Below are 13,459 nucleotides of genomic sequence, written 5' to 3' on the forward strand. Positions count from 1 at the left end.
TGGTACGGTCAAGCTGTTCAGCGGACCGCCAAATTTGCGTTTCACTATTCAGGGAGGGGAACATGGGGCATATTATTACAAATGCAGTGTCATTGTTTGTTATGATCATCTTAGGCTATCTCACAAAAAGAGCGGGGTTATTAAGCAAAGGAGACGGCACGATTTTATCTCGGATAATCATCAATGTTACGATTCCCGCCGTTATTGTGGTGAATCTTGCGACATTACAATTATCAGGCCAATTATTATTGCTGATTCCTTTTGCTTTGCTTCTGACGTTGAGCCAAATCGGTGTAGGAAAACTATTTGCCGGTAAAGATACGCAGCAAGATCAGATTTTTCTACTGTACACTGGCTCGGGGTTTAATATTGGCAACTTTACTTTGCCTTTTGTCCAGAGCTTCTATGGGGCAGGGGTGCCTATTTTATCGATTTTTGATTTAGGGAATTCCATCATGCTGGCTGGCGGCACGACGGTGGTGATCGACCATCTCACTGGTGAAAAAGAGCCTCCTCATCTCAAAAGCATTTTAAAAAAGCTATTTACTAGTCCACCCTTTACCTTTTACTTGCTGATGCTTTTTGTTCGCTTGATGGATCTCCAGTTGCCACTAGCTTGGCTCACGATTTTAAAACCGGTGGCCAGTGCCAATACATTCTTGTCTATGTTTATGATTGGCTTGTATCTGCAATTGCGCTTACCTCGTACTTCTTTGAAATTGGTGGTGAAAGGCCTCGCGCTACGTTACGGTTTTGGTCTTGTGTTGGTGGCTCTTTTTGGGTTGGCCCCCTTGCCTCAGTCCATCAAGTTGATTTTGTGTTTGCTTGCGGTGACGCCGGTGCCATTATTTAGCGTGATTCATTCCGTCAGTGCTGGTATCAAAGAAGAAATCACCGGCTTTTGCTCATCGATTAGCTTTTTAATCAGTCTACCGTTAATGACGGTGATTGTTGCTTTCTTAAGCAGGTAAAGATTAGTAGCAATTGTTGGTGGCTACCATTAAATACAACAAAGGTTTTTATTGAAAAATTAGGAGGATACAGGATATGTTATTACTAGGATCTCACGTTTCCATGAGTGGCAAAAAAATGCTTTTGGGAGCAGCAGAAGAAGCCGCAGGTTACGGCTCCACGACGTTTATGATCTATACCGGGGCACCACAAAATACCCGGCGCAAACCGATTGAGGATTTAAATATTGAAGCCGGTCAGGCCTTTATGGCAGAACACCAGCTCTCAAATATTGTCGTTCATGCTCCCTATATCATCAATTTAGGGAATACAATTAAACCGGAAAATTTCGGTTTCGCCGTGAACTTTTTAAGAGCAGAAATCCAACGGGCCCAAGCATTGGGGGCCACGCAGATCACGCTTCACCCTGGAGCTCATGTCGGCGCCGGAGTGGAGGCGGGGCTCAAGCAAATCATCAAAGGCCTGAATGAAGTTTTGGAACGCGATCAAATTCCGCAAATTGCCCTTGAAACCATGGCAGGTAAGGGAACGGAGCTCGGGCGGACCTTTGAAGAACTAGCCACCATTATCGATGGTGTAACGTTCAATGAAAAACTCTCAGTGACTCTAGATACTTGCCATACCAATGATGCAGGCTATAATATTCGGGAAGATTTTGATGGTGTCTTAAATGAGTTTGATAAAATTATCGGCTTGGATCGCTTAAAAGTCGTCCATGTCAATGATTCGAAAAATCCTCAAGGGTCTCACAAAGACCGGCACGCCAATCTTGGCTTTGGAACTATCGGCTTTGATGCCTTGAATCAGGTAGTGCATCATCCCCAACTCGCTCAATTGCCTAAGATTTTAGAAACCCCATACGTTGGCGAAGATAAGAAAAATAAGCGGGCGCCCTATGGTTTTGAAATCACCATGTTGAAAAATCAGGTTTTTGAGGCTGATTTGTTGGATAAAATTATGGCGTAAAAGCAAAACTCCAGATTCAAGACCAGTAGCTTTTAAACTAGTCAAAAAAAGGCGCGTTCCCTACGATTGCTTTATCGGTAGTGAACGCGCCTATTTTTATGCACTCTTGATGCAACATTTTTTAAATCGCAATTTCCAATGGGGCTTCTGCTCCGAAAAAGCGCTGAATTTCATTGCGAGCGGCTTCCGGGCAATCGGAAGCATGGACGACATTTTCATCCTTATTAATGGCAAAGTCGCCGCGAATGGTCCCTGGTGTAGCTTTCAAGCCATCAGTGAAGCCCACCATCCCCCGAACCAATGCCACTGCGTTATCTGCTTCTAAGACGAGATAAATCACCGGTCCCGAGGTCATATATTCCAGAATTTCTTCAAAAAAAGGTTTCTCTTGCAGATGAGCATAGTGAACTTTGGCTAAATCACGACTCATCCGATCCACTCGCATCGCTGTAATGGTTAATTGGCGATCTTCAAAGCGTTGGATGATCCGTCCAACTAGTTTACGCCGGACCCCATCCGGCTTGATAATGACTAATGTTTGTTCCATTTGCTAACACTCCTTTACTTACCCTATAGTTCATGATAGCATGTTTCTCACGAAATGAAAACGCCTACACCGTTTACTAGCTAAAAATATTTTTGTGCTAATAAAATATTTTTAGCCCTCGATAATCGCAGGGTCAGACTTTAGTCGGATTTTTAGAAAACAGTTTGACTTTAATAAAGCCACTGCTTATGATTATTGAATAGTATTAGAATTGCACGGAAATCATCTGTTTTCTGGTGAAATAATCAAGGAATTGGATAACATTGAAGCGAAAGAAGGAAAGTTTGTGTCTGCTGAGAATGCTTTAGAACTATCAAATATTTGGAAACGCATTGGCAAAAAAATGATTCTAAAAAATGTTGCTTTTGTCGTGGAAAAAGGTCAAATCGTCGGCCTCTTAGGACCTAACGGGGCTGGTAAGACTACGCTGATTCGCGTCATTGTCAGTCTGATGCAATTGGATCAAGGAAATATTATGATCAATGGCTCTTCCTTAACCAAAGATTTCAAAAGCGCTATCGCCAATGTAGGGGCGATTGTGGAAAATCCTGAGTTTTACAATTACCTTAGCGGGTATGATAATTTGCTACAGTACGCCCGGATCAGTCGAACACCGATTTCTAACGCCCGCATTCAAGAAGTGGTGGCGGCGGTTCACTTGGAAGACAAGATTTCGCAAAAAGTGAAAACTTACTCCTTAGGGATGCGGCAACGACTTGGTGTCGCCCAAGCCTTGCTCCACCAACCAGCCCTCTTGGTATTGGATGAACCGATGAATGGTTTAGATCCATTGGGGATGCGGGAGTTTCGTGATATGCTCCTTGATCTTAGAGACCAAGGCATCTCTGTTTTGATTTCTAGTCACCAATTAAGTGATGTGGAGCAGTTGGCAGATCAATTAGTGATTTTGCAAAACGGTGAGGTTACCCATAAAGTCGCCATGGCTGATATTAAAAGAGGCGACCACCATCAAGTATCGCTAATCACTACTAACAATACTCTTGCCAAAGAGCTGCTAACAGCGGCTGGGTTTCAACATGTCACCGCGGAAGGCGACGAGCTCTTGGTTGTAACGGCTGAAGAAAGTCGGAGTGAAATTGCCAAAGTGCTGGTCAATGGTGATGTTGGTCTTTTGCAGTTGGTATTAAAAGTTAATTCTTTGGAAGATGTCTTTCTTAAGTGGACAGAAGGGGGGGTGTAAGATGGGAAACTTAATCATCAACGAATGGCTCAAACTGACGAAAAAACTTGGAACCTGGATCATGCTAGCGCTTTTGCTGGGATTGACGATCTTTTTGTGCATCTTGGGAGGTGCCATCACCAGTCGGCAAGTGGGGGCCAATCAAACCTTTGCCAGCTTGGCCTCGATGCTGTCGGTACTCAATCTGATTGTGGTGATTGTCGCTGCCACCATCATATCTGAGGAGTTTTCACGGGGGACGATTAAATTTTTACTGATTCGCCCCTATTCTCGTACGCAGGTTTATGCAGCAAAATTCCTTACGACGCTCCTCTTTGGTCTCTTGTCGACGGTCCTGTTGCTTATTACCTGCCTTGCTGCCGCGAATCTTTTTATGAAAGCTGAGTCACCTTTGTTACCGGTGGCTGGTTTCGGGGATTGGTCAGCCTTAAAAGTAGCCCTGGTGACTGCTGGTGTCAACTTATTATTGTTATCCTTTTATATCGCCATCACCATGTTTATCTCAGCCATTTTACGTTCCCAAGCAATGAGTGTCGGTTTGGGTATTGGGTTGTTATTTGGCGGTAGTCTTTTCAATAATCTTTTATTTTTAGGCCAAACGAAATTTCCCTGGCTGAAATGGAATTTCTTTAATGCAACGAATATTAAAGAGACAATTCCTCAATTGGCGGGCCAACCTTTGGATCAATGGTTAACCTTGGATTTTTGGCAATCTTTAGGTTTGCTGGGGCTGTACGGCGGTTTGCTCTACTTTTTTGGAAATTGGATTTTTAGCGCACGGGATGTTGCGTTAACTTGAGTTTGAAGGCTTTTTCCGAAAATACGATGAATTTCGGAAAACGCCTTTTCTTTTAGGAAAATATCTAGTAAAATAATTCATTGAGAGAGTCGCGGGTGAAAATTTGCGACAAAACAAGGAAAGGAGCGATATAGATGTCAACACCGGTAGTCGTATTATTGATAATCATTGCCCTATTATTGGGTGCTGTGGGTGGTTTCTTCCTCGCCCGTAAATATATGCAAAATTATCTCGAAAAAAATCCTCCCATTAATGAGGACATGTTGCGTTCAATGATGATGTCGATGGGGCAAAAGCCTTCAGAGAAAAAAATTCGTCAAATGATGGCGCAAATGAAAGGGCAAGCTGCCAGCAATAGCAAGAAAAAATAGGCAGGTCTTTTTGATGTTACCAGCGGGCTGATTTTCGGCCCGCTATTTTTGTGGTTTTGGGGAGTGAAAACCTTTTTATAGACTAAGGTATTGGAGAATTTTCACAATGCCAAGTCTAAAATTTTTGGCTTCACGAACTGGCATTCTCCGGAAGCAAGAACGGCCGGCTTTCTTATTGGGTGTGGTTATTTTCGTGACAAAGTTTTCGAAAATAAAAACTGAAGGAGTAGCAGCAAACGAGTTTTAGAGGCGACCTGCAAAACAGTTTTGTTAGCGTGGGAGTGCAGTAAAGAAAGTAAGTGGAGAGGGAAGGGTAAAGATGTCGATCTTTCGTAAATTAGACTGGTTTTTTAAAAAAGAAAAAAAGGCTTACCTGATTGGGGTTACCGCCTTGGTTTTGGTAGCCCTCGTGCAATTAATTCCACCGAAAGTTATTGGAATTATCATTGATGAAATTGCGGAAAACAATATTCAATTGCCAATCATCATTTTTTGGGTAGTCATCTTATTGTTGGCTGCTCTTGGGCAATATGTGTTTCGCTACGTTTGGCGAATGAATATCTGGGGTGGGGCCGCCCGTTTGGAAAAAGATTTACGGCGGCAGTTGTTTCAACATTTTACCCAGATGGATCACGTGTTTTATCAAGAACACCGTACTGGCGATTTGATGGCTCACGCTACCAATGACTTAAATGCGATTCAAAACGTTGCCGGAGCGGGCATCTTAACGTTTGCAGATTCCTTTATCACCGGTGGCGCGACCATTATCGCGATGGTGTTATTTGTAGACTGGCGTTTGACCTTGATTGCCTTATTGCCGCTCCCTTTATTGGCAGTGACTTCACGGGTGTTAGGCTCCAAACTCCATGATGCTTTTCGGGATTCCCAAGAAGCTTTTTCTGATATCAATGATAAAACCCAAGAAAGTGTGACCGGTATGAAAGTCATTAAAACTTTTGGTCAGGAAAAAGAAGACTTAGGGGATTTTCAAACCAAAATCGATACGGCAATCCTCAAAAATCGCCGGGTAAATTTCTTAGATGCTCTTTTTGATCCGTTTATTACGGTGATTATTGGGATTAGTTATGTGATTACAATCATCGTGGGGGGCCGTTTTATCATGGCCGGCACCATCACTATTGGCCAGATGGTTTCCTTTATTAGTTATATCGGCATGCTAGTGTGGCCGATGTTTGCGATTGGTCGCCTCTTCAATGTCCTAGAACGGGGCAATGCGAGCTATGATCGCGTCGCAGAATTGTTGCAAAAAAAATCCCATATTCAGGAACGACCGAATGCCTTAATGACGCCAGCCAAAGGGGATATCCAGGTTGAAATTGACTCGTTTGCTTATCCTGATGATCAAGAAACGCAAGCGCTAAAAGACATCCGCTTTACTCTTGCTGAAGGAAAAACCTTGGGGATTGTTGGTAAAACTGGGGCCGGTAAAACAACCATTATGAAGTTATTGATGCGGGAATACGATGACTTTTCCGGTAACATTACCATTGGTGGGGTAGACACTAAGGATTATACTTTGGATGCGTTACTTGGTTCCATTGGGTATGTACCACAGGATCATTTCTTGTTTTCCATGAATATCAGAGACAACATTCGCTTTGCTAATCCGAAACTGCCGCAAGCACAAGTTGAACAAGCGGCCGCATTAGCAGCCATTGATGAAGATATCAAAGCTTTTCCAAAAGGGTATGACACCATGGTAGGGGAACGAGGTGTGTCATTATCCGGTGGGCAAAAACAACGTCTTTCCATCGCTCGTGCGTTGGTGGTCAATCCAGAGCTTTTGATCCTTGACGATGCCTTGTCCGCAGTTGATGCCAAAACAGAAGAAGCAATTCTCTCTGGCTTAAAAGCCTATCGCCAAAATAAAACGACGATCATCGCTGCTCATCGCTTAAGCTCAGTGATGCATGCAGGGGAAATCATCGTTATTGATGAAGGACAGATCATTGAACGAGGCACCCATGAGGAATTGTTAGCAATCGATGGGTGGTACCATCGGATGTGGCAACGGCAACAGTTAGAAGCAAAAATCGAGGGAGGTATCAGTAAATAATGGAAGATAAGCAGTCTGCATGGTCCAAGTCGATTCCCTTTTCGGAACAAAAAGTGATCATCAAACGCATGTTTCAATTTGCCAAACCGTTTCGAAAAACATTTTTTACGGCGATTGTTTTTGCTTTATTGTTATCGGTAGTCAATATTTTACTACCTCGGATCATCCAGACTTTTATGGATGATTATCTGACTCCCAAAACGGCTACGACCCAGATCATTGTTTTGTTTGCGACCGGTTATTTCTTTGGTGTTTTACTAAAAGCCATCATTTGGTTTTATCAATGGTTTATGTATTCGATGGCTTCGTTGCGCACTTTCCAGTATGTCCGAACGAAACTATTTGAAAAACTTCATACGTTAGGGATGCGTTATTTCGATCAGACACCGGCGGGCTCCATTGTTTCCCGAGTTTCGAATGATACCGAAACCTTGTATGATTTTTGGTATGTATTTTTGATGTTGTTAACGGGGATTTTTGCGGTAGGCTCGTCTTTTATTGCGATGTTTCAAATTTCGCCAAAGATTGCCTTGGCTAATTTATTATTCTTACCCTTGTTAGTGGTGGTGATCTGGTATTATCAAAAATTCAGCTCACGAATTTACCGACAGATGCGGGAACGCCTTAGTCAGTTAAATACCAAGCTAAATGAATCCATCTCCGGTATGGCAATCATTCAGCAATTTCGTCAAGAAGCTCGTCTGAATGAAGAGTTTGAAGAAATCAATGATGATTATTTGAAGACGCGCTATGCCATGATTAAAACCAATTCGTTATTGCTTTCACCGATTATTAATTTCTTGTATGCCATTGCCATCGCCTTATCTTTGACTTTGTTTGGCATTGATGCCTTAAAATCGCCAGTGGAGGTAGGGCTGATTTATGCCTTCACCACTTACGTCCAAGGCTTTTTCAATCCCATGAGCCAAATGATGGATTTCTTGTCGGTCTTTACCGATGGAGTAGTAGCCTCAAGTCGAATTTTAAAAATTATGGATGAAGAGGAGTATACACCTCAGCAAAATCCCGATGCTAGTGAAGTAATTGGTGCCGGCAAAATTGAATTTCGCAATGTCAGTTTTTCATATGATGGGGAACATGATGTCCTAAAGAATATTTCATTTGTAGCAAATCCTGGTGAAACAGTGGCCTTAGTCGGGCACACCGGCAGTGGGAAGAGTTCCATCATCAATGTCTTGATGCGATTTTACGAGTTTTCAGAAGGACAAATTTTAATTGATGACAAAGATATTCGTGAGTATCCCATCAGTGAGCTACGGCAGAAAATGGGGCTCGTTTTGCAAGATGCCTTTATGTTTTATGGTGATATTGCTGACAATATCCGCTTGCTAAACAAAGATATTACCGATGAAGAGATTAAAGCGGCGGCCCGGTTTGTTCAGGCGGACAAATTTATTGAAAGCTTACCAGGGGACTATCATGCAAAGGTAATCGAGCGAGGAGCCGGTTATTCTAGCGGTCAACGACAATTGTTGTCCTTTGCCCGCACAATGGTCACAAATCCCAAAATTTTAGTTCTGGATGAAGCAACCGCCAATATCGATACTGAAACAGAAGGGCTAATCCAAGAGGGGCTGGCAAATATGCGCCAAGGCCGGACCACGATTGCCATCGCTCATCGGCTATCCACGATTCGCGACGCAAATATGATCTTAGTCCTTGATAAAGGTCAAGTGGTGGAGCGAGGGACTCATGAGACGTTATTGGCTCAAGCTGGACTCTATGCAGATATGTACAAATTGCAATCCGTAGAGGAATAGTCAAGCCACGATAGATCCATCAAAGCCAGCAGTCAGGGAAGTACAACCTGCTTGCTGGCTGTTTTCTTTTATCAAGCCAAAAAGAGATGATAAAATAATCAAACATCACTGGATTTATTTTGAAAAACGAAAAACCACTCAGAAGCTTTATTAAAAATACATGCGATTTAAAAAATAAGATAATAAAATATCGTCTTTTCTTTAATAAAAGTTTTTTGAACTTAAAGAGAAATAGTGATTGACAGCGTTTTCTTGTTTTGTTAAGATAGACATGAATTAAATAGACCGATTATTCTGGATAGTGATTGTGAAAACAAGCTAAACCTGATGAAGCCACATTTTTGTGTGCATTCATTGGGTTTTTTATTTGTTTATTGCATATTTTTGAAAAAATAAAACAACAAAAATCCATTGTAAGCGTTGACAAACCAAATGAGGTTTATTATCATGGAAATGTAATTAAGATTAAAACTTTATGATAATAATTGTTTTATTATTTAGAAAGGAAGGCCGTAAAATGGAAATCGTCAAGATTCTAAATAACAATGTAGTTTTGACGAAAGATGAGAAAGATAACGAAATTATTGTCTCTGGTCGGGGGTTAGCCTTTCAAAAACGCAATGGTGATCGGATTGATGAAAGCAAAATCGACAAACGCTACCATCTTTCAGATTCTGGGATTTCGCAACGCTTTCAAGAGTTGCTGATGGACGTGCCTGTGACGTATCTGGAGCTAGCTACGGAAATTATTGATGATGCCAAAAAGCAATTAGCAGCTAGTCTCAATGATTCCATCTATATTTCCATCACGGACCATTTATACACGGCAATCCAACGAGTAAAAAAAGGTATCCGGGTGCGCAATTTATTATTGTGGGATATTAAGCGTTTCTTCCCTGATGAGTATGCAATTGGCAAAAAAGCCGTCGCCATGATTGCTCAGCGTTATCGCATCGACTTAGGAGAGGATGAAGCAGGGTTTATCGCTTTGCATTTGGTCAATGCCCAAACAGAAACCGAGCACCACGATGTCTATGAAATGACGGAGTTGATGCAAGAAATTATTCAAATTGCCAGCTATTATTTCAAGATTCAATTTGATGAAGAGTCGGTGTATTTTTATCGATTTCGCACCCATCTCCGTTTTTTTGCCTCACGTATTATGAGTGGCAAACAATACCAAGATGAAACAGATGAGGACTTATTGCTGATCATTCAGCGGAAGTATCGGAATGCTTATCAAGGTGTATTAAAGATTCAACAGTTCATCACGGAAAAATATCATTATGTGATGAGCAATGATGAAAAATTATATCTGACAATCCATCTGGCTCGTTTAGTCCAGAAGGCAAATCAGTAAAATCATTCACTAAAGGAGGGGCGAGGTTCACCCAAACAAAAAAGTTGCTTGCATTTATTTTTATTTCTACATACCTATAAGGAGGGAAAATTGTGGGAAAATATCGTGATTTAGCAGAAAAAATTGTAGCAAATGTTGGTGGTAAGGAGAATATCAATAGCTTAACCCATTGTATTACCCGGTTACGCTTCAAGTTAAAAGATGAAGGAAAAGCCAATGATGACGTGTTGAAAAACATGGACGGTGTGGTAACGGTGATGAAATCTGGTGGCCAATACCAAGTCGTAATCGGTAACCATGTGCCAGCGGTTTACGAAGATGTTATCGATGTGGCAGGGATTTCGGCAGACAGTGGCGGCGAAGCTTCTGGGGGCAGTATCTTTAATCGAATTATCGACATCTTAAGCGGCTGTTTCCAACCATTCTTGGGGGCCTTGTCAGCAGCCGGTATGGTGAAAGGGTTAAATGCCCTCTTAGTCTTTATTGCTTCTCAAACAGGTTGGTTTGAATATGCTCAAACTGGCGGAACCTACTTGATGCTTAATGCTATCGGGGATGCGATTTTCTACTTTATGCCGGTGATTGTTGGGTACACGGCAGCACGTAAATTTGGTTTGAACACGATGGTGGGGATTGTCATTGGGGCAGCTCTTTGTTATCCGAGTATTCAAGCGAGCACATTAGCAGCCGCTTATCCAGATGGTGCTGCGCAATCGTTGTTCGGTTTACCAGCCTATGAAACCTTCTTGGGAATTCCTTGGGTAGCTGGTAACTACACAAGCTCAGTTATGCCAGTTATCTTTATTGTCGCTTTTGCGGCTCAAATTCAAAAATTGGCAAAACGGGTGATTCCTGAGTTAGTGCAAACTTTCTTTGTCCCATTCTTCGTTCTCTTGCTTGCGTTGCCAGTTGGTTTCTTAGTCATTGGTCCAATCATCTCTGGGGCAACCGATTTACTGAGCCTTGGTTTCAATAACTTGATGGCCTTCTCACCAGCTCTTTATGGTTTGGTTCTAGGTGCATTGTGGCAAGTCTTGGTAATCTTCGGATTGCACTGGGCGGTGGTGCCAATGGCGATCATGCAAATGACCGAAAATGGCTTTTCACAAGTGTTGGCAGGTTCATTTGCAGCCAGCTTTGCACAAACAGCAGTAATCGTCGCAATGTTCTTCAAACTAAAAGACAAAAAACTCAAAACCTTGGCAGTTCCAGCGATTATTTCTGGTATCTGTGGGGTAACTGAACCAGCGATTTACGGATTATCTTTACCGAAGAAAAAACCATTTATCATCTCTTGTATCGGGGCTGCTATCGGTGGCATGATCATGATGATGAACGGTGCAACCTCTTATCAAATGGGGGGCTTGGGCGTCTTTGGGATCGTAAGCTACATCGCACCAGACGGCAACGCGCAATATGCATGGACTGCGATTATTGCGATTTTAGTTGCTGCTGCAATCAGCTTCACTTTGACTTACTTCTTCTGGAAAGATGACTATGTGGAAGTTGAAACGACAGACACTGCTGGACAAGTCCGCAAAGAAATCGTGACTTCACCGGTTGCAGGGGCAATGATGCCTTTGTCAACTTCTAAAGACGAAGCGTTTGCCCAAGGTGTCTTAGGAAAAGGGGTTGTGATTCATCCAGAAAAAGGGGAAGTGATTGCACCTTTTGATGGCACCGTGATGACCTTGTTCCCAACCAAACACGCCATCGGTTTAATTTCTGATAATGGATTGGAACTATTGATTCATATTGGCTTGGATACGGTTCAACTGAATGGGGAACATTTTACTGCTCATGTGAAACAAGGGGATCGTGTCAAACGTGGTCAAAAATTAGTCAGCTTCGATATTGCAGCTATTGAAGCAGCTGGCTATAGTGTCGAAACACCAGTTATCATTACCAATGCCGGCGACTACTTGGATATCATTGAAAGTGATAAAGCGAAAGTAACTGGCAGTGATGAGTTGATTACTGCATTGGCTTAAAGGAAAACCCTAGGCAAGAGAGAGGACAACCTCGGCTGTCCTCTTTTCTTGTAGACTAAGGCATTCTAAAAATGTCTGGCTTCACGAACTAGTTTGGCTATTGCAGACAGTTGGACTAAGCAAAAGTTGCTAAGGCCGACGAGCATCTTCCTAAAATTAAATCGTAACCGATTCATGGTAAAGCACATCATAGGGCGGTTCCGCCTTAATTCTCGGGAGCAAAGTAAGTTCGTCCAGCTTTTCTTATTGCTTTGAGGTGGGCATTGATTCAGCGCACCTATTCAATTGGGGAAAAGCATAGTCCAGTAAGCCCCTGCAAAAAAGTCAAAGTCGGCTCAAGATAGGAAACCCCAGGGCTGGGTTCTTCTTTACTCGCCTTTAATTAGGGGTAAAGGAATCTTGGTACTGCAATTTGGTCTCGACAGTGTTTTCAGCAATAATTGCTAGGCTGGTTTGCCGTTTATCGACGGCGGCACCGATTTCAATCAATGAATTGAGATTGTGGGTGTAATTCTCTGCGAAAACACAGGCGTAAAGCAAATCTAATAAGTAACAAATCGACTTGTTAATCGAGAAGTTGCCAATTTTGGAATACAAGCGTTCTCGCGTCGTCAAGCGCAGCGGACAAGTAGCTAATTGGCTCAAATGATTATTGCCGATGCTAGTAATCGTAATAATCGGAATTTGCCGTTCTTGCAGGATCTTAGCAATTTTCAACAAAGCTTGGTTTTCACCAGTATATGAAATCAAGAGGCCACAGCCTGTTGTAGCAAGGCAACTGGCTTCGTAAGCTTCTTCACCAGGGATACAGTGGCTGACTTGTTTACTGATTCGATTCATCTTCAAGGCAAAATCTTGTGAGATCAGGCGATTGGCATTGCTACCAAAGATTTTGATGGGGGCACAGCTGAGTAAAAGTTGCTTGGCTTGATTCAAGTGATCGTGATCGACTAAAGCCAAGGTATCTTCTATCGTTGAGATTTCTAAAGCCGCCATCTTCTGAGCAATCGTGGTAATACCATCTGATGCCGTGAAGGGTAGATTGGCATCGATGGTTTGAAAATGATCATTTAAGTAGTGGACTTCTTGGAGATAGGCTTCTTTTAAGGAGACCCAACCATTAAAGCCCAGTTTTTTGGCCACACGAATTAAAGTGGAGGGATGAACAAAATTGGCTTGTGCTATTTGTTGAACGGTTAAATGGGGGAGTTTTTCAGGGTTTTGGAGAATAAAGTCCACCAATTGTTGCTCGGCACTGGAAAAGGCAGTTCCTTGCATTTTTTCACGGAGTAGCATCTTATCACCTCGTTTATTTACAAATAGTTTATTTGATTTGTAAATGTTATGCTAGCTAAATAGATATTTTAGTGAAGAATTTAGAATGTTTTTTCTAA

The 13,459-nt window shown here is 42.3% G+C and carries 11 protein-coding genes; 9 read left to right on the top strand and 2 right to left on the bottom strand.

Annotated features, from left to right (window positions below; translation table 11 throughout):
• Positions 1-62 precede the first annotated feature (62 nt).
• Together ACO03U_RS01875 and ACO03U_RS01880 are read left to right on the top strand one after the other, a co-directional pair.
• Positions 63-971: an AEC family transporter gene (locus tag ACO03U_RS01875; RefSeq protein WP_204685056.1), complete on the top strand. Its 909-nt coding sequence runs from the start codon at positions 63-65 to the stop codon at positions 969-971.
• Positions 972-1,047: 76 nt separating this feature from the next.
• On the top strand, positions 1,048-1,938 hold the full coding sequence (locus ACO03U_RS01880) for a deoxyribonuclease IV (RefSeq protein ID WP_161868381.1): 891 nt from the start codon (positions 1,048-1,050) through the stop codon (positions 1,936-1,938).
• A 121-nt stretch (positions 1,939-2,059) separates the two neighbouring features.
• Here ACO03U_RS01880 and ndk read toward each other — a convergent pair whose 3' ends face one another.
• On the bottom strand, positions 2,060-2,485 hold the full coding sequence (gene ndk, locus ACO03U_RS01885) for a nucleoside-diphosphate kinase (RefSeq protein ID WP_161868382.1): 426 nt from the start codon (positions 2,483-2,485) through the stop codon (positions 2,060-2,062).
• A 343-nt stretch (positions 2,486-2,828) separates the two neighbouring features.
• Here ndk and ACO03U_RS01890 point away from each other — a divergent pair, with 343 nt between their 5' ends.
• From ACO03U_RS01890 to ACO03U_RS01920, 7 genes are all read left to right on the top strand, one after another.
• A complete protein-coding gene (locus ACO03U_RS01890) occupies positions 2,829-3,686 on the top strand; it encodes an ABC transporter ATP-binding protein (protein ID WP_161868594.1) in 858 nt (285 codons plus the stop codon).
• A gap of 1 nt (position 3,687) precedes the next feature.
• On the top strand, positions 3,688-4,485 hold the full coding sequence (locus tag ACO03U_RS01895; protein ID WP_204685058.1) for an ABC transporter permease: 798 nt from the start codon (positions 3,688-3,690) through the stop codon (positions 4,483-4,485).
• A 134-nt stretch (positions 4,486-4,619) separates the two neighbouring features.
• Positions 4,620-4,856: a YneF family protein gene (locus ACO03U_RS01900; protein ID WP_161868384.1), complete on the top strand. Its 237-nt coding sequence runs from the start codon at positions 4,620-4,622 to the stop codon at positions 4,854-4,856.
• 319 nt (positions 4,857-5,175) lie between these two features.
• Complete coding sequence (locus ACO03U_RS01905; RefSeq protein ID WP_204685067.1) at positions 5,176-6,933, top strand: ABC transporter ATP-binding protein; 1,758 nt, start codon at positions 5,176-5,178, stop codon at positions 6,931-6,933.
• Positions 6,933-8,714: an ABC transporter ATP-binding protein gene (locus ACO03U_RS01910; protein ID WP_161868386.1), complete on the top strand. Its 1,782-nt coding sequence runs from the start codon at positions 6,933-6,935 to the stop codon at positions 8,712-8,714. The genes ACO03U_RS01905 and ACO03U_RS01910 overlap by 1 nt, the downstream gene beginning before the upstream one ends.
• A 517-nt stretch (positions 8,715-9,231) precedes the next feature.
• Entirely contained in the window at positions 9,232-10,074 is an 843-nt protein-coding gene (gene licT / locus ACO03U_RS01915) for a BglG family transcription antiterminator LicT (protein WP_161868387.1), read from the top strand.
• A 92-nt stretch (positions 10,075-10,166) separates the two neighbouring features.
• On the top strand, positions 10,167-12,065 hold the full coding sequence (locus ACO03U_RS01920) for a beta-glucoside-specific PTS transporter subunit IIABC (RefSeq protein WP_204685069.1): 1,899 nt from the start codon (positions 10,167-10,169) through the stop codon (positions 12,063-12,065).
• Positions 12,066-12,443: 378 nt separating this feature from the next.
• Here the strand turns inward: ACO03U_RS01920 and ACO03U_RS01925 are convergent, their stop codons facing one another.
• Positions 12,444-13,361 carry a MurR/RpiR family transcriptional regulator gene (locus tag ACO03U_RS01925; protein WP_204685071.1) on the bottom strand — a complete coding sequence of 306 codons (918 nt, stop codon included), beginning with the start codon at positions 13,359-13,361 and terminating at the stop codon, positions 12,444-12,446.
• Positions 13,362-13,459 lie beyond the last annotated feature (98 nt).

The sequence above is a fragment of the Enterococcus diestrammenae genome, from assembly GCF_049384045.1.
Lineage (GTDB): Bacteria > Bacillota > Bacilli > Lactobacillales > Enterococcaceae > Enterococcus_C > Enterococcus_C diestrammenae.